The organism is Pseudochrobactrum lubricantis (assembly GCF_041929865.1).
GTDB classification, from domain to species: domain Bacteria; phylum Pseudomonadota; class Alphaproteobacteria; order Rhizobiales; family Rhizobiaceae; genus Pseudochrobactrum; species Pseudochrobactrum saccharolyticum.
The window spans coordinates 411,963-432,376 of sequence record NZ_JBHEEE010000004.1; the positions used below are offsets into that span (position 1 = coordinate 411,963).

Below are 20,414 nucleotides of genomic sequence, written 5' to 3' on the forward strand. Positions count from 1 at the left end.
GATTCCTATCCGATCATCCACAACTCTAAATATGATCACTTGTTTCCCCAATTCCCCACGTCACCACATCTAGTGCGTCCTTAACCATCCGTTAAAAATCTGTTCGCTTGCGTTAAATCGTTCTTGATATGTTCACTTTATCTGGTCAAGATAAAGCTGAATCAGTCGCTGGGAGTTTGCGTAATGGCTGAACTGTATGTGGTGCAGAGTTTTAATCAGGCTAAAGGCTGCTACTCGCCGGATGCTCCTATTCAAGTGCAGGATGCTTCACAAGCACGTCGGCTGGCAGAAAGGCTGTCATTATACAAAGCGGCTGTAATTGCCTTTGTCAGAGTGGCCGACATCAATACGGGTGATTACTCTGTTCCAAGGCTTTTGGTTGCAATTGGTGAGCTGCCGGAGGAGATTTTAGAGCTGGAGAGGGCGGATTAGCGCCCGCTGTATTTACCAACGACACGGTGACAGTAAGGGAACGATGCGCGGTATTCGGTGAAATCCTTTGCAGGATTGTATTGCCTAAGCTTCCACTCGAAGTCATTAAAGCCAACCAAACGCTTAATGATGCATTCTGCTTCGTTGGCCGGTGGAACATGAAATAAAATCACGTCTTTTCCACGAGCTGGTGGCAAGTGAGGGTGAACAAGTGCCATATCCCCTTGCTCATAAGCTGGCTCCATGCTGTCGCCAACAATATAGACGCCATAAGCATCTTTGACGTTTTCAAGAATGGCTGGCCGCTTCACATAGTCGATTGCATCAAAGGTGATAATTGTATGCCCATCGCCACCCATTGCTGCAGCGTAGATAGGGAAGTCACGATTGCCGACCAGTTCTTTGCCGGGGATTATCGTTGGTGTGAAGCCTTTGGCGCGAGCTTCCGGCGTTGAGTTATCGAGGGGATCTAGTCGCAAAGAACTCTCAGGAATTCCAAGGATAGACGAAAGCGTCGCCCTATCACGCTCATGTAGCTCTTTAGGGGAGCCTTTCGTGATGAATTGCTGAATATAGGTTTGATTACGCCCGATTTGCTTTGATAGCTCACTGAGCGACAAGCCTTTTTCTTCAGATGTTTTAATGATGAGTTCGCGTACTTTATCCATAGGCATATTATAGGATAATCCCTATTTTATTGCATGTAGGATTTTTCCCTTGATTTGCAGGATAAATCCTATAATCTGATCTCCTATGAATGAGATCGAAACTTTCCGACAAAATATTGAACAGTTTATCGCCTCTGAAGGCATCTCTGCCACAAAATTCGGACGCAAGTTCGCAAACGACCCTCTTTTTGTTTTCCAAATTCGGGAAGGTCGAGAGCCGAGAGTGAAAACTCGTCTCCGCGTTCTCGAAAACATGGAAAAAGAAAGTCGCGCAGCATGAGCCACGCGACCCCATTCATCAGTTTCATATCACCGGTCACTCCTCCCACCGGTGAGGCCGAGACGGCTTTGCTCCCCCGCTTGATCGTCTCGGCCATCAATTCCCGTTCTTTGGCGGTGTATCTGCGCATGCCTGTTTTTATTCAGTATGCGCAGCGCAATCTTTCCCACTGGCTCCATGCACTGGTTGCTCCTGTCTCGTTTGTCCCTCGCAAGGTCAAACTTAGCAAAGGAGCCACCCATGAACGTGGGAATTTCATCCAAGAACGTGGATTTTTCAGCCAAGGAGCCGACGATGACTGATGTCGATATGGCCGCTTCTCTGCTGGACGAAATCATTGGTCAGCGCGGAGTACGCGAAACGATCAAGTCCATGTTGGAGCGGGCGTATTCAGATTTGAGTAAGCGCAACGGTGCGTGGACGCGCCGCAGAGTGAGGGCTGTCTTCAATAAAGAAGCTAGCAGGATTGAAAACAGAGAAATCGAAGAAATGAAGGCAATCCTCGATGGGAGAAGAAAACAAGCCGCATATCGCGCCGAAACCGCCCGTCTTGCTTCGCTGGCTGTCATTCAGTCGGCGGCACAAGATTGCGGTCAGCTTTAGAACGTGGGCTGCAGGTGCAGCTGAATGGATTTGTCCGGAGTTGAGAGAATGATGAAATTTGAATTGCCATTCCCTCCTACTGTTTGGGACATCTATGTCGGCTGGGGCAAAACCCGCCGCAAGTCCCCTGAATATGCCAAATGGGTGCAGGATTGCGGATGGTTTATCCGTGGGCGCAATGACCGGATTGATACACCGTTTTCACTCTGTGTTGCCCTCAAGCGCCCGCACAGTCGGATGGACTTAGACAATCGTCTCAAGCCCATTCTTGATGTTCTCCAACATTATCAAGTGATCAAGAACGACAATCTCTGTGAGCGTATCACCATGACATGGGATGCGGACATCAAAAGCGATTGCGTAGTCATTGTTCAACGCGCTGAGGAGGCGCTGGCAGCATGAGCCGGTGGTTCAGACACTATGCAGGTATGATGCGTGATGAAAAGCTCGTTACTGTAGCCATTCGCTCAAAGCAGTCTGTTGAGCGCGTTGTCTGGGTATGGGGTGCCATTCTCGAAAGCGCAGCGGAGATTGATGATGCTGGACGATTTGAAGTCGATGCCGCCGAGGTCGCTTACTTTCTGCGGGCGGATGAGACTGACATACTCAATGTTATGGATGCCCTTGAGCAGTCTGGCCGCATTGCTGCCAGTTGTGTGGTCAAGTGGGGCGACCGTCAGTATCAATCGGATAAGTCCGTTGAGCGCCAAGCTCGTTATCGTGAGCGGCAACGGGCAAAAAAGAGCAATAATAACGAGGTCTTGGAAACTAGTGACGTAACGGTGACGTCACGTGACGGCGCGGTGACGCCCCAAGAGACAGATACAGAAACAGATAATACTTCTTCACTACGTTCAGAAGTTAAGGCGCGAGCGCCCGAAAAAGCATCTGTCCAAAACGAATTGATGAAGGTCTTAGATCAGGATCACGCCAAGGCTGTGATCGATCACCGAAAAGCTCTTCACAAACCGCTGACGTTGCGCGGAGCTGAACTTCTCGCCAAGCAATTCGCCAAATGCTCAGACCCCAACGCCGCGGCTGATGCGATGATTGAGAACTGCTGGCAGGGCTTCAAGCCTGAGTGGCTGATTAATCGTCAGCAGGCGCAGCGCCGCGATAATCCGGCCAGCCGCAAATTAACCCACACCAATATCTGGGCTGATGCCCTGCGCGAAGAAGGGATTCTCCCGAATGAACCAGATAGCCACAGCACAGACGTACTCGATGCAGGTTACGGAAACCGACATCAAGAAAGCAATGTACATCCTCTCCGTATTGCCAGCGCGGGGCGCTACTGATCCGAACCTGACCCGTGGTGTTTATCTCAAGGCGCTGGAAGGTGTGACCCGTCACAGTCTGGAAGTTGCGACCGATAACATCATCAAAGGCCACTCCAATCTCGAGCATGGTTTCATGCCGTCACCACCAGAGCTTCGCCGCGAGTGCGAACGAGTGATGAAGCCCATCAATGACAGTGAGCGATATGTGCGTGAAGTCGATCAGGCAAGGGCAGAAGCCAAAGGTCGTAAGCATAGCAGTCCAGTCGACGCGACCAAAAACAGAGACATTCTGGCCGTGAATATCGATCACGGCACATGGACAACCACGGGCAGGCGCACATTCCCAGACGGTTCATTGTGGGAAGCCAAGACAGGCACGGTTTATGGACCGGTCAACAATGCATTCAAACAGGCAGGAGCCGCATAATGAAAACAGAAGTGGATTTTGGATGCCGCGGCTCCAGTGTTGAGAATGTTAGTATCTATCGCGGGATGAATCCTAAACTTGTTCGCCGCGTGTGGGCAGAGCGCAGACGTGCTGAAGCAAAAGCAAAGCTGGCCATGGTAACGAAAAAATCCGCCCCAAGGATTAAGGATACCGTTGATGCAGCGCCTATGCCGGAAGTTTATGAAGCTGCACAGCAGGCCATTGGAATGGGCTTCGATAGCGTCAAGCAAGCCCGTGAGATCGTGGCGTATCTGTATGAAATTCCTGTTGAGCAAATGAACGCCAAAACGCGACAACACAGAATTTCAAAGGCACGTCACGCTGCCATATGCGCAATCAAACTGCGCTGGCCTGAAACATCTCTGCCATTCCTCGCCAAGCACTTTGATGTCGATCACACGACAATTCTGTACGCACTTAAAAAACAAGGCATTGAAACCGCAAACCCAGCATTAGCAGCATAAGGATTAAGCCATGAGTGATCCGGTCAATCATCCGCAGCATTACACCAGTCACCCGTCCGGCGTGGAGTGCATCACCATTACTGAGCATATGGGATTTAATCTTGGCAATGCCTTGAAATATATCTGGCGCGCCGATCTCAAGGGCAATTCTTTGCAGGATTTAGAAAAGGCAGTTTGGTACGTGCAGCGCGAAATCGCTTTGCGGAAGAAAGCTTAGAAAAGGGATAACATGGCTGCACCATCAAAAGAACAGCGTAAAGCAATCTCTCGTGGTGAGGTGGGAACCCTCAAATCCGATATTCGGGTGCATCGCGTTCCGAACCCGTTTTATTCACCGGATCACTCGGGCGAGAGCTGGAATCCGCCGAAGATCAAAGCCTATGTGAATATCAAGGAGAGTGCTGTCGGTACTCTCTATTCGCGCGGGCATATCAATGATGCGCAATGGGCGGCAGCAGGGCGGTTCCGCCAATATTGGGAGCGGTCAGGCGCGAAAGGCACAATTGCCATTGACTATGGCCGTGAGCAAGTGGACGGCGGCAAGGGCATTGACCCATTACCGGACAGCATGATTGATGCGGTACAGAGGTTGAATGAATGCAAGCCTGTGCTTGGCCGCAAAGCCTTTGACCTGATGATCAAGGTCGTCGGGCAGGGCATGGAGATAAAGGATATGGCAGAGAGCCAGCGCGACAGGAAGACAATTGGCGATTACATCAAGGATGGTCTGGACGAGCTTGCTGTGCATTGGGGGTATAAAACACAATAGGCTGTTGCCCGTGTACGCGGAATATACTATATTTTGTATTGTGGTGATTTGCGTTTAACGCGCAATCCGATTTGAGAGGCAGCTTAAAGGCTGCCTTTTTGATTCAGGATTTTATCTTATACTTTGAAAAAACAATTCCAAAAGAGAAGGTAAGCGCAATACCTATAGCAATTCCCATAACTGTGTTGTCGGAAGAAGAGACGATAAGTGAAGCTGCTACAACAAAACCAATTATCGCCCCAAAAATGAAACCCGTTACGGTCATTTCTGTCCCCTTCTAATCTAGTTTAGTATTGAGTAATTACTGTCAAGTTATCAAAGCTAGTTCTTTTATGTGGAAGAAACTGCTCCGCCTTCATTTTCCCACTCGTTTATCTCTTTGGTTTCGTTAGGATAATTGAAGATATGGCGTCGTAATATGATGCGTAAACGCCTTTCATCATATGTGCCTCTTTCAAATCGATGAACAAGTAAACGCTCTGCGATAATATCGTTTTCCGCAAGTTCACCGGTAATGCGTACTTCATCAAGAAGACGAGCAAGCATGTTCAGATTATGTGATGTTAAATAAGTGGAAGACATGCTGTCCTCCTTTGGTTGCGGCTCCAGTGTGCTGAGCCATCAATGGCAGCGCTGGATAAAAAACAGCGCTTAAAGAGGATGTGCTTATTTTAGATAAATAGCAACTAAGGCGACTTAGTGGTGCTAATAGGATTGAAATATTCCCTATTTAATTCAAAAACTTATTTAGAACACAATCCACTTCTATAGATAAGTTCAGGCAATGCTAATGAGCACTGGAACGCGTCTGTCGCTCGCAAATGTCTTCATCAATTTAAGCTTTTGACCACGGATGTACTGGCACTGGCAATTTAATGATGAGTAGGAAGGTCGGTGCAGTTTTGCCCCGGCCTTTTTTATTTTTGGATGAATACCGTATTTCTTACTGGTTGATTTGTTCGTATTTTTATCCGCGCAGTAAGAGTACAGAAATGAGGACTAGGGTAGGCGCGAAAACGCCTACCTCCATTAGTTAGCCGATATTTTCGGCTATTTCTTTTGCTTGCCAGTATCTTTTACTTGGGTAAGGAAGCGACCTGTCATTGTGTTAGATGACGGCTCAATAACGGTTGATTTGTCCTTCTTCGGTTTTCGCACTTCGCGATTACCGCGTATTTGGCCTTTTGCCATGATGGACACTTTCTTGCTTATGAGCGGAAAATTCCAGAAATGGGCAGATATCTGCTCAGATCATTTTGCTCAACAATTAATCTTATCATTAATATTGGTCGAAGGCGCTTTAATTCGTAAGAATTTGGTGTTTCGTCAGTTCAGGTTGCGTAGACTAGCTTGGTCGGCGGGAAATAATTTATGAAATTCCTAGAATTCACCTTTCAATCATTCTGGCACTTTAGCGGCATGCTAATTCTCATGTGGATCGCTCTCGCTGGCATTGCATGGATTGCAGCCGCAGCAAGGGGTAAGTGATGACTGATGAAGCGCCGGTAACAGGCAGGCCGACAGATTATAGTCAGGACATAGCTGATCTGATCTGTGAGAGGCTGGCAGACGGGGAGAGCCTACGCAGCATTTGTGAAGATGAAGCTCTCCCAGCTCGTTCTACGGTTTTCAGATGGCTTTCATTGCATCCTGAGTTTTCAGACCAGTACGCACGCGCACGCGAGGCACAAGCAGACGCTATTTTCGATGATATCCTTGAAATTGCCGATGATGGGCGCAATGACTGGATGGAGCGCCAGAACGAGGACGGCGAAAACATTGGCTGGCGTGAGAATGGTGAGGCATTGCGCCGGTCAGCTTTGCGTGTCGATGCTCGTAAATGGATGGCTGGTAAACTGCGCCCGAAGAAATACAGCGACAAGCTTGATCTGAATGTTTCTGGATCGCTCCAGTCTATGCCAGAGGAGCAATTAGATGCTCGGATCAATGAGTTACTCGGAAAAATTGGAGCTGGAAAGCTTGCTTGCCGAGAGAGCGCACCGGAAGAAGGTGAATAGGCTCAAAGGGTATGAGCCTTATCCAAAGCAGATAGAATTTCATAATGCAGGCGCTTCTTATCGGGAGCGCCTTTTTGCTGCCGGTAACCAGTTGGGCAAAACCCTATCCGGTGCGGCAGAAGTTGCCATGCACCTCACCGGTGAATATCCGTTCTGGTGGCAGGGCTTACGCTTTGACCATCCGATTGTGGTGATTGCAGGCTCCGAGAGCGGTGAGCTGACCCGCGATGGTGTGCAGCGCTTGCTTGTTGGTCAGCCAGACCGCGAAGAAGAATGGGGCACAGGTTTTATCCCGAAACGCTGCATTCAGCGCACGACGCGCAGACAAGGTGTTTCCAATGCCATTGATACGGTGACGGTCGGGCATGTGAGTGGCGGGGCTTCATCCCTGTTGTTCAAGTCCTATGACCAAGGCCGCTCTAAATGGCAGGCCAATACGGTGCACTTTGTCTGGTTTGACGAAGAACCGCCCTCAGACGTTTATTTTGAGGGTATCACGCGCACGAACGCCACTAAAGGCAGTGTGATGATGACCTATACGCCGCTTAAAGGTATGTCGGCGGTTTCTGCACGGTTCTTTCTTGAAGATGCGCCTGATCGCATCAAGATCATGATGACCATTCAGGATGCGCTGCATTACTCGCAAGAGGAACGCGACCGCATTATTGCCAGTTATCCGGCACATGAACGGGAAGCACGCACCAAGGGCATACCAACACTGGGTTCCGGTCTGATCTTTCCGGTGGTGGAAGAGGATATTGTGGTGCAGCCGTTTCCGATTCCCGCCCATTGGGTGCAGATCGGCGGTATCGACTTTGGTTGGGATCACCCGACTGCTGCCACCAGCCTCGCATGGGATCGGGACAGCGATATTGTCTATGTCACCAGAGATTACCGCAAACGCGAGGCAACGCCGCTTATTCATGCAGCAGCATTGAAGCCATGGGGCGCATGGCTGCCGTGGTCGTGGCCACACGATGGCTTGCAGCACGATAAAGGTTCCGGCGAGCAGCTTGCCAAACAATATAAAGAGCAGGGCATGAAGATGCTGCCGCAACGTGCGCAGTTTCTGGATGGCTCCAACGGCGTTGAAGCCGGACTGTCAGACATGCTGTTGCGGATGCAGACGGGACGCTGGAAAGTGTTCTCGACCTGTCAGGACTGGTTGCAGGAGCGCCAGACCTATCACCGTAAGGACGGCAAAGTTGTGAAGGAACGTGATGACGTGATTTCAGCGTCCCGTTACGCACTGATGATGTTGCGGTTTGCCAAGCAGGCACCGCCACCGGAAACCAACCGCGCTTATCGAGGGTTTGGGGCAAATACCGGTTCAAGTTGGATGAGTGGGTAAAATATGGCTGAAAAAGCAAAAGACAGCGAAGCGATATTTGACCGGCTCAAAGGCTGGTACAAAGATGATATCGATAAAACACGGGCTTGGCGCAAGAACGCTAAAGAGCACTTCGATTTTGTTGCTGGCAATCAGTGGTCAGATGATGATCTGGCAGCAATGCAGGAGCAGAAACGCCCCGTCCTGACGTTTAACAATATTGCGCCGCTGGCAAATGCTGTTGTCGGCTCAGAAATGAACAACCGCCGTGAAATGCGCTTTATCCCGCGAGAGCAGGGTGATGCACATGCGAATGAAATTCTGACAGCTGGTGGCGAGTGGTTTCGTGATGAAGCCAATGCCGAATATGAGGATAGTGAAGCCTTCCGCGATGTGATTATCGGTGGTCTTGGCTTCATGGATACGCGCCTCGACTATGAGGATGACCCTGACGGCGCGCCACTGGCCGAACGGATTGACCCGTTTGAAATGGTGTTTCCGGCAACTGCCCGCAAGCTCAACATGACCGATGCGCCGCGCATGTTCCGCGTGCGGGAAATGAGCATTGAAGAAGCGCAAGATATGTTTCCGGATATGCCCAAAGAAGCGCTGCACGCCGGTTGGGCACGTGATGATGCAGGGCGGGACAATCCGCATCAAGTGAACCACGGCAATCGCTATTCTGATGATAATCAGGGCGAGCGGACATTCGAGGCAGGTGAGAAGGTTGTTATTGTTGAGGCGCGGTGGCTGGAACGTGAGCCGTATTATCGTGGCCTTGATCCGCAAAACCCACAGGCTATGCGTGAATATACGGCTGCCGAGGTCAAACAGATCAATAAGGAAATGCCGGAGCTTGTCCCGAGCTTGAAGCTGGTGCGCCAGATGCGCAAAGTGGCAAGGCGTGCTTTCCTTGGCAACAGCCTATTGGCTGAGATTGATAGCCCTCTGGCACCGCAAGGTCGTCTTGGTTGGGATGTTATGACCGGCTATTTCGACACTAAAGACGGGCTGTTTTACGGTATTGTTCGCGCTGCAATTGATCCGCAGCGCTGGACGAACAAGTTCTTTAGCCAGATCATGCATCTGCTCAACTCTCAATCCAAAGGCGGGTTGCTGGCGGAGAAAGAGGCTTTCGATAATATCCGTCAGGCTGAAGAAACATGGGCAAGTCCGGATGCAATCACATGGGTGAATGCCGGAGCGTTGCAAAGCGGGCAAATCCAGCCCAAACCACCGGCGCAATTCCCGCAAGGCTTTTTCGCACTGTTCAATGAGAGCAAGGAAGCGATTACACAGGTTACCGGTCTCTCACGGGAGTTTATCGGTACGCGCGAGGTTGATCAGGCTGGTGTGCTGGAAAACACCCGCAAGCAGTCATCGCTTGGGGTGCTTGCCTCCTTGTTCAATGCATTGCGGCTTTATCGCAAACGGCAGGCTGAGACTATCCTCTATCTCTTGCAGAATTATCTGTCGGATGGCCGCCTAATCCGTGTCGTTGGTAAAGGGCAGGAACAATATCTGCCTTTGGTTCGCCAAGCCGACAAGAAATACGACATCATCATTGATGACAGCCCGACCAGCCCGAACGAGAAAGAGCGCACTTGGGCGGTGATGCAGAGCCTATTCCCGCTGATCGGTAATATGGTCACGCCGGATATTCTGCTTGAGCTTCTGGAGCTTTCACCGCTGCCAGCCTCACTTGTGGCAAGCATCAGAGAGCGCTCTAAACAAGCGCAGGAACAGCAAAGCCAGCAACCGCCGCAGCCTTCTCCGGAAGAAATTGCGGCTAAAACTAAGGCGGAGAGCGCGCAAGCTGATCTGGCTGTTAAACAGCAGCTCGGGCAGATGAAATTGCAGGAAAAAGCGACTGATCTTATGGTCACGCAGCGCAAAGCTGAAATTGAGGCCGGTACTGCAGAGCAAAAAGCCAGACTGGATGCGCAACGATTAGCCATTGAAGAGAGCCGCAACGCAATCCGCCGTATTTCAGAGGCGCGGCGCGGCTCAGCCATTTAACAAATAGCAGGGGTAAGCCCTGTTCTCGCTGAACCGAGCGCTATCGGTTGCCGTTGGTCACGTCAGACTATTCTCAAGGAAAAATCATGTCGGATATGGAAGAAGGCAAGCTCTCTGCTGAGGCAGAGGCTTATTTTTCGTCGGGCGGTGAAGTGCTGCCGGAAGATAAACCGAATACAGCTATCGAGCAGCCGGAAACAAGCGCTGTTCAGGAGCAGCCACAGCCGGAAGCCCCTGTGACAGATGGGGACAGCGCTGAGCAGGAAGGTGATCCGAACCGTACCGTGCCTTATGGTGCACTCAGCAAAGAGCGTAGCAGGCGCAAGGAAATTGAGGCTAAACTGCAAGCTGAAATAACAGCGAAAGCAGTCCTTGAAGACCGTTGGAACACTCTCGCTCAGGCAATGCGGCAGAATGGTGAGGCTGCGGCTGTCGACGATGATCCGGAACCAGATCCGACTGTTGATATCTTCGCCCATATGCAGTGGCAGGGTCGGCAGAATAAGAAAGTGCTCGAAAAAATTCAGGAGCGAGAAACCCAAGCTGCACAACAGCAGCAGGTTCAGGCTCAGGAAAGAGCTGTTGCTGATTACTGGCGGGATTCATGTCAGGAATTTGCAACTCAGTCGCCAGACTATGGGGATGCTGTACATTTTCTGTCCGAAACCCGTGACAAGCAGTTGCAGTCTATGGCGGCGGCTTATCCTCAGTTCCAGACGCAAGAAGGGCGTAATCAGCAAATGAACGCCGAGCTGCGTGATATCGTAATCACGGCGGCAAAAACCGGCCAGTCACCTGCACAGGTGATTTATAATATGTCCAAAGCATACGGCTTTACTGGTGCCGCTCCGGCTCCAAATGCAGCCGCAGAACAGCTAAAGACAATTCAGGATGCGCAGTCGCGTAATAAAACAGTTGCTCAGGCAAGTGGCGCGCCAAGTGGTGATGTACTGACCTCTCAAGCGATTGCAGACATGTCGCCGGAAGATTTCGAGCGGTGGTACACCAAGCCTGAAAATCAGACACGTCTTATCAAGGTGCTTGGCGGTTGTTGAGCACGGCAATGAAGCCTCGGTATGCTTTCAAACTGCCCTTCGTTTTTCGGGACGTCAGACCGAACCGCAGCAGGCGTGATCCTGCTTTCCGCTTAGCCGCGCGGCGTGATGCGCAAGCATTAACTCAAATTCCCAATCAGATTTTGGAGGTTTAGCCCGATGGCTACCACTGTTCAGCCTGTCAATGATGCATTGACTGTAAAACTCTGGTCTCAGCGTATGGATGTTGAGGCACTCAAAGAAACAACTGCCTATCAGTATATGGGCGAAAAGGCCGGTTCTCTGTGCCAGATCATGACCGAAACCAAAAAAGGTGCCGGTGACCAGATCACATGGGGCATTCGTATGTTGGCTACCGGTGACGGTACGACCGAAAACGAAGTGCAGGAAGGCAATGAAGAAAGCCTGACACGCTTCAATGATAAAATGGTGATCAACGAACTTGGTCATGCCCATCGTGTTCGCAATGAAGGCACCATCGATCGCCAGCGCGTGCCTTACAATATGCGTGAAGAAAGCTATGACAGCCTGAAGGACTGGATGGCTGACCGCATTGATACATGGTTCTTCAACCAGCTTGCAGGCAATACATTTGTCACCAATGGCAAATATACCGGCTTCAATGCGACCATTGCCCCAAGTGCAGGTCGTATCCTGCGTGCCGGTGGTAAAGCCACGGATCAGGCACTTGTGGCTGCTGATGTGTTTAAGCTGCAAATGATCGACGATGCTGTGAACCGTGCGAAAAACGCGGCTCCAATGGTACGTCCGATCAAGGGCTTGGGCGCGGATATTGATTATGTCTGCTTTATCCATCCGGATCAGACGCTCTCAATGCGCAAGGACGTGGCAACGGTCGGCAACTGGTTTGACTTGCAGGGCAAGCGCTTGCAGGGCGGTGATATCGACAAGAACGGTCTCTATACCGGTGCGCTCGGTGTTTATAACCGTACGCTGATTGTTGAGAACAGCCGTGTACCGCTTGGCATCGATGCAACCGACCCGGCAAGCCTCAAGCAGAAAGCCAATACCCGCCGTGCAATATTCTGCGGTGCGCAGTCGGCCTCGATGGCGTTTGGTAAAGACGGCGGCAAAAACAAGTTCAAATGGGTGGAAGACCTGTTTGACTATGATCGTGAACTTGGTGTTCGTGCCAGCATGATCGGCGGCCTCAAGAAGACCGTTTATGACGGTGTGGATTACGGCACTGTTGTATTGACCTCTTTTGCTGCACCGGCTGCATAAATCCTGATTGGGCGGGGTCATTCCCGCCCTTTCTCTTTTGTGAAAGGCGAGGTCATATGGCGATTACAGTTGTAACATCGGGGCCGAATTTTACCGGTGGCGATTATACATTTCCGCAACTTATCGCAGATATTTCCCGCGATGTAGACGATACGACCGGTGAATATACTGCTGATATCCAGCGCGCGATTGCGGCTTCAATCCGTTATTGCGAGCGCGAAGCCTATTATTTCAATGAAACCCGTGATGTGACGTTCAATACCGTTGCCGGTCAGCAATGGTATGGCGCACCAGCTCATGAGCAAATCCCGCGCCTTGTGCATATTCAGGCGGCTTATCGTGAGGATCATGCAGGAAATGTGCTCGATCTGCGCCGTGCTACACCGGAAGAAATGGAACTGGTTTCAGATCGTAATGCCGCCAAAGGCGAACCGGTTTCCTATACCTATTTCAATCAGCAATTGCGCCTCTATCCGGTGCCGGATGATGCTTATAAAATCCGCTTGCAGCTTGGCGCATATCGTCTTGCACCATTGACCAGCTTTGAAATCCCCAATGCATGGGTGACTGAGGCCTATGACCTTATCAAAGCCCGCGCCAAATATATTTTGGCTAAAGATACGCTCAAAGACCCGCAGGTCGCCACAGAAGCGCTAAGTGATTATCAGGATCAGCACAAAACTTTGAAGCGAGAAACAACCTCACGCAATGCGCGAGGAGTTATCCGTGCGACAGCGTTTTGAGGGATTAAACTATGCCGACAATCCCATTTGCAGAATTTCGCCCCGATGTTTCTGATCTGAACGGAGCTTACACCGGTGATGTGAACAATGTGCTCTGCGCTGACGGGTCTTATATCCCGTTTCCTCAGTTTAAACCTTTGTCGCAAGCGCTGCCTACTGCCTGTCTCGGTGGATTTATGGCGCGCGATGATCTGGGCGGCACCTATATTTTTGCAGGCACAGCAACGGGGCTTTTTCGGCTGGATAATACCGATCTGGGATGGGTCAATATATCTAAGACCGGCACGCAGTATAATGCCAGCCGAGAGGCACGATGGTCATTTGCACAATTCGGCAACTTTGTGATTGCAGTAAATGAAAACGACAATCCGCAGGTGATTGAGCTTGGTCAGGCGCTATTCCGTGATCTTGGCGGCAATCCGCCCCGTGCTGCGATTGTGCGCGTCTGGGGTGATTTTGTTGCTCTGATGGGGCTGCCTGCGCATCCGCGCCGTGTATGGTGGTCTGGTTTAAATGATGCAGAGCACTGGACTGTTGGTAGCAAGAATTGCGATTATCAGGAGTTTCCTGATGGTGGCGTGGTTCAAGGTTCAACTGAGGCGACGAACCCGCTTGTGTTTCAGGAAAAAGCAATCCGGCGGGTGACCTTTGTTCCAGGCTCGGTTGAGATATTCACCTTTCAGAAAATTCATGATCAGCGCGGCGCGCGTTCACGTCTTTCTATCGCGTCGCGTGCAAATCTGGCTTTTTATGCTGACGAGGGCGGGTTCTTCCAGATTGCTCCTGACGGCTCTATGGCCAATATCGGCTTTGAAAAAGTTGACCGCACGGTTTTTGATCAGGTGGAATGGTCGGATACTGCTGAAATCATGGGCGTTGTCGATCCGTTTTATTCGCGGGTTTATTTTGCAATCCGGCGCTTCGGCAATGAGAATTACAATCAGATTTATATCTATGATTGGGCACTCAGTCGTTGGACAAAGGCTGATATTGCCGCATCCATGCTCATGTCTGCTGCCACACTTGGTTATACGCTGGAAGGGTTGGACGCAGTTTCAACTTCGATTGATGCTCTGCCTTATTCGCTTGATGCCCGTTCATGGCAGGGCGGTTCTCCGGTGCTGGCGGCTTTCACACCGGAAGGCGCGCTTGGCTTCTTCAACGGCCAGACGCAGGAAGCTGTGATTACCACGCAGGAGGTTGGCGATACCACAGGCGGCGTGACACGTATTCATGAAACCTATCTGATTGCCGATACAGATGATGCCCGCTTGGCGATTGGTTCACGCTTTCGCCGTTCAGAAGCTTTTCGCTGGCAGGATGAGCAAGTGCCATCCTCACGCACCGGCATGTACCGGCGGATGTCACGCTCACGGTTTCACAAGGTCAAAGTCCGCATTCCTGCAGGTTCGATCTGGACGCACGCGCAAGGCATTGAAACCAAAATCAGCACGGCAGGTATGAAATGACACTCGACATTCATCTGACAAACGATTGGCCGCCGGAGCGTATTGCGCATTATGGCCGACAAATCACTGCCTCCATGCAGCAAATGGTAGCGCGGTTTCCCAAGGACATTGAGATTAAGTCACTGATGAAGGAAATCCTGTCAGGTGAGCGCCAGCTTTGGCTGATCCTCGATGGCGAGGACTATGTTTCCTTTGTGCTCACTGAAATCAAACATAATCAGGCAACAGATCACCGCACAATCATGGTCACAGTGTTGGCCGGTGAGGATGGTTTGGACAGCACGCCATTGATTGAAAAAATCGAACAATATGGCCGTGATCAGGGTTGCCACGAATGCAGCGTTCTTGGCCGCTTGGGCTGGAAACGTGCATTAGCAAAACAGGGCTATGGCGCTGAGCTGGCAATGTTTCGGAAAGGACTTGCATAATGGGTAAAAAAGGCGGCTCACAGACACAGACAACCGAGAATAAGCCGCCTGCATGGGCGGCTCCTTTGTTTCAAAAGTCTGCCAGCGAGGCAATGGATCTTTATAACAGCGGTAAAGGTGGCAATGTCTATCAAGGCCAGACCGTTGCCGATCTTGGAGCCAATACGCAGGCCGGTATTGGTAGCGTCATGAATGGTGGCGCTGATTATGGTGCCTTGCGTGATCAAGCTGGACAACCAACCAGTGCGCAATCCAATTTGCAGGATTATGCCTCCGGCAAATATCTCAAAGAGGGTAATCCCTATTATCGTGAGCGGTTGAATAACGAGATCAGCTCAGCCAATGATCTGATCCAGAGCCAGTTTGCCGGATCAGGGCGCTATGGCTCCGGCGCGAATACCGATGTGCTTGGCAAGAACACCACTAATATGCTGCTGCAAGGGTTGGAGAGCGATTACAACCGTGCAATGGATAATCAGTTCAAGGCTGTTGGAGCGATTGATGCGGCCAACGCGCAGTCTATTCAGAACCAGCTTGGCGTGGATGCCGCGCAGCTTGGTCGTGGTCAGGCTCAGATCGGTGCCGGACAAATTCAGGATAAGAATGCGCAGGATAAGCTGCAGGCTGATTATGCCAAATGGCAGGCAGAGGATATGCAGGACTGGACACGGCTCGGTCTGTTGCAGAGTGCTGCTGCCGGTTCTGCGGGTAATTACGGTACCAATGTTCAGACCGTTAATCAGCCATCTAATCCGCTTGGTGCTATCGGGGCGATTGGCTCACTCTTTGCTAAATCTGACGCGCGTCTCAAAGAGCATATCGTACAGACCGGCACTTATGAGAATGGTCTGCCAATGTATGAATTCAATTATAGGGGCGAACCCACACGCTTCCGTGGCCTGATGGCGCATGATGTGGCCGATAAGTATCCGGATGCGGTTGTGTTGGAAGATGACGGCTATCTGGCGGTCAATTACGACGCTCTCGGCATTAACATGGAGGTGGTGGCGCATGTTTAATGCTTTGAAAGGCGCAGGCAGCGCCATGAACACCATTGCGCAACCAACAGCTGCCGCCAGCGGTGGATTTCTCAGTGGTATCGGTGACAAGCTGGAAAGTTTTCAGCAGGCAATTGCTGGCACGCCGGAGAACCGCAATATGTTCTCTCAAGCCTTGCAGGATATGAGCGGCGGCAAACTCGGTAAGTATCGCTCTGAAATGACGGACGCAGAAAAGAGCAGGCAGGATTTGCTTGCCCAGATCGGACAGAACCAGCCCAAAGCACAGTTCTCACCGGTACAGATGGCAGGCGGTCAGCAGGGGAACCTGCTCTCAGCCTATATCGCCCAGATCATGGGGAAAGGTGGACAAGTATAATGCGCAATCTTCTTACAAGTTTTATGGATCAGCGCGAAACCATCGGCAATTTGCTCGCGCCATTCCTCACCGGTCAACCACAACAGTTTGCGCCGCAACCAAATCCGAACATGCTTTTGCAGGGAGCAGAAGCTGCACAGCAGCCAGCCCCGCCATTATCTGCACCAATAGATGTGTTGCAACAGCAGGTCGCACAGGTCCCGCGAGCGGTTGACCCAATGCCGACACACTCAACATCCCAAGCAATGCCAGCACAGCCGCCACAGTCCAAATCTGGCGGCTTTTTTGATGGCCTGTCCAAGTTTGGAGAAAGCGATTTTGGTCAGCGTTTGGGCGATATGTTTCTGGGCTGGGGCATGGGCGGTACTATGCAGGACAGCCTGTCAAAAGGCAGTCAGATGATTGCCGCCGGTAATCAGGACAGGAAAACGAAGAAAAACCAGAACCAGACTGTTGAATGGCTGAAAAGCAAAGGGATGGATGAAAGCGAAGCGCAGGCCGTTGCCAGTGACCGCGCTTCTCTCAACGCCTATCTGATCGCCATGCGCAAAGGTGTTGATCCGATGCAGGCACTCCAACAGCGCAAGATGGAACTGGAAATTCAGAAGCTGGATAACCCTCAGCTTTCACCATCCGATCAGCTTGCCCGTGAGAAATTCGAGTGGGAGAAAAACAACGGTGGTGGGGCTACTGAATATGGTCTTAATCCTATTTGGGGGCAGGATGATCAGGGCAAACCAGTTTTGGGCGTTCTTGGTAAAAACGGTTCTTTCAAGCAGGTCGATACAGGCGGGTTTGATATTTCGTCCGGTACTGAACAAATCGATCTTGGTGATAGTTATGCCATTAAGGACAAGCGCTCCGGTCAGATTATTGGCTCCGTTCCTAAAAATCTTGCAAATGCCGAGAAAGAAAAAGTCGTAGGAAAGGCGCAGGGAGAGGCTTTCACTGCGCTTCCTTCTGATCTTGCGAGGAGTGAACAAACGATTGCTGATATTGATACACTGCTCTCACATGACGGGTTATCTGCAATTGTGGGGCCTGCTGACCAGTACCGTCCCAATTGGACAATGGGAGCAAGTGGGCGTGATGCATTGACCTATCTCAAAAAGCTTCAAGGCGGCGCGTTTCTTCAGGCATTCGGCATGCTCAAAGGCGGTGGCGCTATCACTGAAATTGAAGGCGCAAAAGCGGAAGCAGCAATGGCGAGAATGGATCGCTCGCTAAGCGAGGATGATTTTAAAACTGCGCTAAAGGATTTTCGAAGCGCAGTCTCAGACGGCATGCAGAAATTAAAGCAGAAAGCTGGTGGAAACACAGATGCAGCGTATCCTCCTGCTGGCACAGCCAAAGTTAACAGTCAGGCTGAATTTGATGCTCTGCCGAGTGGAACACAATTTACGGCACCGGATGGAAGTATTCGGAGGAAACCATAATGGCAAATTGGTGGGAAGCTGCGCCTCTTGTTGAACAGACACAGACAGACACAGCAGGCGGCAACTGGTGGGAGGCTGCCCCACTGGTTGAACAATCTGCACCACAGCCTCAGGCTGATGATCAGTCTGGTTATGGCTCGCAGATGTTTTCAGGCCTGATGGAAGGTGCGACAGGCGCACTGGGCGCTCCTGTTGATCTGATGAATAATTTCGTCGTTAAGCCAGCCGTCAGCGGCGTAAATGCGCTTTTCGGTACGAACATTAAAGCCTCTGATGCGCCTCTCGGTGGCTCCTCTGGATTGCGTCAAGGGCTGGCAATATCTCCAGAAAGTGATGACAGCGGTCAACAATTCGCCCGCCGTGTCTCACAATCCGTAGGTGGTGCAATCGTGCCACTCGCTGGAACGGCGCAGACCGCAGGGCAGCTTGCCGCAGGACTTGGTGCAGCGGCAGGTGGTGGCGTTGTCGGCGCAACAGCGCAGCAACTTTTCCCTGATAATATCGGGGCTGAAATTGCCGGTGAATTACTTGGCGGTATCGGTTCGGGTGGTGCGATTGCTGGTATAGCAAACCGTTCCGCCCGCAAAGCAGCAGAAAGGTCTATTCCATCTATTGAGCAGCTCAAACAGGGCGCAAAAGACGCTTATGAGGCGGCAGATAATGCAGGCGTTGTTTATTCTCCTAATGCTATCGAAAAACTCAAAAGCACTATCGTGCCTGAACTTGCGGACTTTGGTTATAGGCCAGACTTACATAGTGGTGTGAAAAATGCTCTCGATGTGATCGGCGAACTTTCAGGAAAAAATATTACGCTGAAAGGCTTGGAGCAGGCACGCAAGGCGATGGGGGCAGGTTATAAAGGCCCACTTTCAGATTTCAGGAAAGAGAATAATGCCGCACTAAAAAAAGTGATAGATTCTTTTGACAATATGGTCACAAAGCCGGGGCGTGGAGATATCCTTATGGGAAATCAGCAAGAGGGCATTAGAGCGCTGCAACAAGCCCGCAATCTGTGGCAGAGATCAGCCAAGGCCGAACAGATTGAGTATGCATTTAACAAAGCAAAAGATCGCGCTGGCAAAGCCGGAACCGGTGGTAATATTGACAACACCATACGGCAGGAAATCGATAAGGTACGCCAAAAAGGTAAGGGCTTCACTGTGGGTGAACAGCGAGCTATGGCGGAAATCGCCAATGGAACGGCGGTGCGTAACCTATTGCGCTTAGGCGGAGGGCTGTCTCCTACGCGCGGCGGATTGCCTCTTTTACTCAATGCAGGGGCGGCACTTGGAACCGGCGGGCTATCCCTTGCTGCAAGCGGTGGCGGATTAGCAGCAAAGATGGCAGCGGATCACAGTACGAAAAGCGCCGTCGATAGATTATCAGCGCTTATCCGTTCAGGAGGTAACGCACCTAAGTGGACTACTGGTGAGTTAAACAATCGGATTATTGAGGCGTTATTAGCGTCGCAAGCTGCCAGCCAATCAGATAAAAAATAAAGGCGAACCTTAAACTAATAACATTTACCAGAGGCGCCATAAAAGCAAGGATAGGAGGAGTACGATCATCCACACACCGACTTCTATATTGTTGAGGCGGCGACGGATGCCAACAAGATTAAAATTAGTTACCTCTTGCGGACTTATAGCTTTCCCTTGTTTGGAAGCGTGTTCATATATTTTGTCTACTCTTTTATCGTGGCTGTCTGACCATTCACCGAATATCATTAATCCTCCATCTAGCTATCTAATTATGCAGTCTATTTGGTTCATTTGTCGGCCTTAGTTGGATCGTGGTCTATTTGCTTCATGAATAGAGAATATCTGAAGGTGTAGAATAATGGAACAGACTAAAGAGATTGAACAACACGAACTGCACCGCCAATTAGAACTTCAACGTCAGTATCTGGATTTCCTTGCCAATACTGTTGAATATTTGTCTCAAGAGCTTTCAAAGGTGACAAAGCATCTACATTCAGAGCCCATATCAAGCTGTACTTGGTACGAAACAAAGCAGGTAATCGGCCGCCCACTTCGACCGGCTCAACTTGGTGAAGCACCGATAGTCTCGCAAATTGTGCCATGTAATTTCTTGCAGACTCCTCATCCTCAAGGCAAAAAACACAATTTAGGCGGCTAGGGGCATTGGGTTGAAGTGTCCTTCTTCCGTACTCCATCGCCAATTCTGCAAAATCTCTCTGCACGTTGCCAGCATCTGCCCAGTCGTGCATTTCAACTAAGCGCCCCCAATTCCCAGCCTCTATAATACTGCCTGCACCTAATTTTATTGGCGCACAGTGAAAATACGTATTCTGAACCATGATTCTTGCCCCGCTTAATATTGGGATACT

At 50.7% G+C, this 20,414-nt stretch carries 26 protein-coding genes; 22 read left to right on the top strand and 4 right to left on the bottom strand.

Going from position 1 to position 20,414, the window contains the following annotated elements; genetic code table 11:
* Window positions 1-183 precede the first annotated feature (183 nt).
* A complete protein-coding gene (locus JNC80_RS11205; protein ID WP_376710356.1) occupies window positions 184-432 on the top strand; it encodes a hypothetical protein in 249 nt (82 codons plus the stop codon).
* Here the strand turns inward: JNC80_RS11205 and JNC80_RS11210 are convergent.
* Window positions 429-1,106, bottom strand: coding sequence for a S24 family peptidase (locus JNC80_RS11210; RefSeq protein ID WP_376710357.1), 678 nt, complete (start codon window positions 1,104-1,106; stop codon window positions 429-431). The genes JNC80_RS11205 and JNC80_RS11210 overlap by 4 nt on opposite strands.
* Before the next feature lie 79 nt (window positions 1,107-1,185).
* Here JNC80_RS11210 and JNC80_RS11215 point away from each other — a divergent pair, with 79 nt between their 5' ends.
* The 9 genes from JNC80_RS11215 to JNC80_RS11255 are packed head-to-tail and all read left to right on the top strand — an operon-like array spanning window position 1,186 to window position 4,944.
* A complete protein-coding gene (locus JNC80_RS11215; protein WP_376710358.1) occupies window positions 1,186-1,380 on the top strand; it encodes a hypothetical protein in 195 nt (64 codons plus the stop codon).
* Complete coding sequence (locus JNC80_RS11220; RefSeq protein WP_376710359.1) at window positions 1,377-1,682, top strand: hypothetical protein; 306 nt, start codon at window positions 1,377-1,379, stop codon at window positions 1,680-1,682. Before JNC80_RS11215 ends, JNC80_RS11220 begins: the two co-directional genes overlap by 4 nt.
* Window positions 1,675-1,983 (top strand): hypothetical protein, encoded by a 309-nt coding sequence (locus tag JNC80_RS11225; protein WP_238481584.1) that lies wholly within the window; start codon window positions 1,675-1,677, stop codon window positions 1,981-1,983. The genes JNC80_RS11220 and JNC80_RS11225 overlap by 8 nt, the downstream gene beginning before the upstream one ends.
* A gap of 48 nt (window positions 1,984-2,031) precedes the next feature.
* A complete protein-coding gene (locus tag JNC80_RS11230; protein WP_221722360.1) occupies window positions 2,032-2,385 on the top strand; it encodes a RusA family crossover junction endodeoxyribonuclease in 354 nt (117 codons plus the stop codon).
* Window positions 2,382-3,281, top strand: a complete 900-nt coding sequence (locus JNC80_RS11235; protein ID WP_376710360.1) for a phage replication initiator YdaU family protein — start codon at window positions 2,382-2,384, stop codon at window positions 3,279-3,281. Before JNC80_RS11230 ends, JNC80_RS11235 begins: the two co-directional genes overlap by 4 nt.
* Complete coding sequence (locus JNC80_RS11240) at window positions 3,241-3,690, top strand: hypothetical protein (protein ID WP_221722362.1); 450 nt, start codon at window positions 3,241-3,243, stop codon at window positions 3,688-3,690. The genes JNC80_RS11235 and JNC80_RS11240 overlap by 41 nt, the downstream gene beginning before the upstream one ends.
* On the top strand, window positions 3,690-4,175 hold the full coding sequence (locus JNC80_RS11245; protein WP_376710361.1) for a helix-turn-helix domain-containing protein: 486 nt from the start codon (window positions 3,690-3,692) through the stop codon (window positions 4,173-4,175). The genes JNC80_RS11240 and JNC80_RS11245 overlap by 1 nt, the downstream gene beginning before the upstream one ends.
* Before the next feature lie 10 nt (window positions 4,176-4,185).
* Complete coding sequence (locus JNC80_RS11250) at window positions 4,186-4,392, top strand: DUF3310 domain-containing protein (RefSeq protein ID WP_376710362.1); 207 nt, start codon at window positions 4,186-4,188, stop codon at window positions 4,390-4,392.
* A 12-nt stretch (window positions 4,393-4,404) separates the two neighbouring features.
* Window positions 4,405-4,944 (top strand): hypothetical protein, encoded by a 540-nt coding sequence (locus JNC80_RS11255; RefSeq protein ID WP_022710417.1) that lies wholly within the window; start codon window positions 4,405-4,407, stop codon window positions 4,942-4,944.
* A gap of 103 nt (window positions 4,945-5,047) precedes the next feature.
* Here the strand turns inward: JNC80_RS11255 and JNC80_RS11260 are convergent, their stop codons facing one another.
* Together JNC80_RS11260 and JNC80_RS11265 are read right to left on the bottom strand one after the other, a co-directional pair.
* Window positions 5,048-5,209: a hypothetical protein gene (locus tag JNC80_RS11260; RefSeq protein ID WP_221720123.1), complete on the bottom strand. Its 162-nt coding sequence runs from the start codon at window positions 5,207-5,209 to the stop codon at window positions 5,048-5,050.
* A 65-nt stretch (window positions 5,210-5,274) separates the two neighbouring features.
* On the bottom strand, window positions 5,275-5,526 hold the full coding sequence (locus JNC80_RS11265) for a hypothetical protein (RefSeq protein ID WP_221720124.1): 252 nt from the start codon (window positions 5,524-5,526) through the stop codon (window positions 5,275-5,277).
* Between the two features lie 905 nt (window positions 5,527-6,431).
* Here JNC80_RS11265 and JNC80_RS11270 point away from each other — a divergent pair.
* The 12 genes from JNC80_RS11270 to JNC80_RS11325 all read left to right on the top strand — a co-directional run bounded on the left by JNC80_RS11270 (window position 6,432) and on the right by JNC80_RS11325 (window position 19,563).
* Window positions 6,432-6,962 carry a terminase small subunit-like protein gene (locus JNC80_RS11270; protein ID WP_376710363.1) on the top strand — a complete coding sequence of 177 codons (531 nt, stop codon included), beginning with the start codon at window positions 6,432-6,434 and terminating at the stop codon, window positions 6,960-6,962.
* Entirely contained in the window at window positions 6,892-8,313 is a 1,422-nt protein-coding gene (locus JNC80_RS11275) for a terminase large subunit domain-containing protein (protein WP_376710394.1), read from the top strand. Before JNC80_RS11270 ends, JNC80_RS11275 begins: the two co-directional genes overlap by 71 nt.
* A 3-nt stretch (window positions 8,314-8,316) precedes the next feature.
* The gene (locus tag JNC80_RS11280) at window positions 8,317-10,311 is read left to right on the top strand and encodes a portal protein (protein WP_376710364.1); all 1,995 of its coding nucleotides are present in this window, start codon (window positions 8,317-8,319) and stop codon (window positions 10,309-10,311) included.
* Between the two features lie 86 nt (window positions 10,312-10,397).
* Window positions 10,398-11,366 (top strand): hypothetical protein, encoded by a 969-nt coding sequence (locus JNC80_RS11285; protein WP_376710365.1) that lies wholly within the window; start codon window positions 10,398-10,400, stop codon window positions 11,364-11,366.
* A gap of 159 nt (window positions 11,367-11,525) precedes the next feature.
* Window positions 11,526-12,611, top strand: a complete 1,086-nt coding sequence (locus tag JNC80_RS11290) for a N4-gp56 family major capsid protein (protein ID WP_376710366.1) — start codon at window positions 11,526-11,528, stop codon at window positions 12,609-12,611.
* A 56-nt stretch (window positions 12,612-12,667) separates the two neighbouring features.
* The gene (locus JNC80_RS11295) at window positions 12,668-13,354 is read left to right on the top strand and encodes a phage adaptor protein (RefSeq protein WP_376710367.1); all 687 of its coding nucleotides are present in this window, start codon (window positions 12,668-12,670) and stop codon (window positions 13,352-13,354) included.
* An 11-nt stretch (window positions 13,355-13,365) separates the two neighbouring features.
* Window positions 13,366-14,823 (top strand): gene transfer agent protein BgtE, encoded by a 1,458-nt coding sequence (gene bgtE / locus JNC80_RS11300; RefSeq protein ID WP_376710368.1) that lies wholly within the window; start codon window positions 13,366-13,368, stop codon window positions 14,821-14,823.
* Window positions 14,820-15,251, top strand: coding sequence for a hypothetical protein (locus JNC80_RS11305; protein WP_075657635.1), 432 nt, complete (start codon window positions 14,820-14,822; stop codon window positions 15,249-15,251). The genes bgtE and JNC80_RS11305 overlap by 4 nt, the downstream gene beginning before the upstream one ends.
* Window positions 15,251-16,270 carry a tail fiber domain-containing protein gene (locus tag JNC80_RS11310; protein WP_075657634.1) on the top strand — a complete coding sequence of 340 codons (1,020 nt, stop codon included), beginning with the start codon at window positions 15,251-15,253 and terminating at the stop codon, window positions 16,268-16,270. The genes JNC80_RS11305 and JNC80_RS11310 overlap by 1 nt, the downstream gene beginning before the upstream one ends.
* Window positions 16,263-16,628: a hypothetical protein gene (locus JNC80_RS11315; RefSeq protein WP_116089440.1), complete on the top strand. Its 366-nt coding sequence runs from the start codon at window positions 16,263-16,265 to the stop codon at window positions 16,626-16,628. Before JNC80_RS11310 ends, JNC80_RS11315 begins: the two co-directional genes overlap by 8 nt.
* Window positions 16,628-18,064, top strand: coding sequence for a hypothetical protein (locus JNC80_RS11320; protein ID WP_376710369.1), 1,437 nt, complete (start codon window positions 16,628-16,630; stop codon window positions 18,062-18,064). The genes JNC80_RS11315 and JNC80_RS11320 overlap by 1 nt, the downstream gene beginning before the upstream one ends.
* Window positions 18,064-19,563 (top strand): hypothetical protein, encoded by a 1,500-nt coding sequence (locus JNC80_RS11325; RefSeq protein ID WP_376710370.1) that lies wholly within the window; start codon window positions 18,064-18,066, stop codon window positions 19,561-19,563. The genes JNC80_RS11320 and JNC80_RS11325 overlap by 1 nt, the downstream gene beginning before the upstream one ends.
* Window positions 19,564-19,913: 350 nt before the next feature.
* Here JNC80_RS11325 and JNC80_RS11330 read toward each other — a convergent pair whose 3' ends face one another.
* Window positions 19,914-20,384 (bottom strand): DUF2441 domain-containing protein, encoded by a 471-nt coding sequence (locus JNC80_RS11330; protein ID WP_376710371.1) that lies wholly within the window; start codon window positions 20,382-20,384, stop codon window positions 19,914-19,916.
* Window positions 20,385-20,414 lie beyond the last annotated feature (30 nt).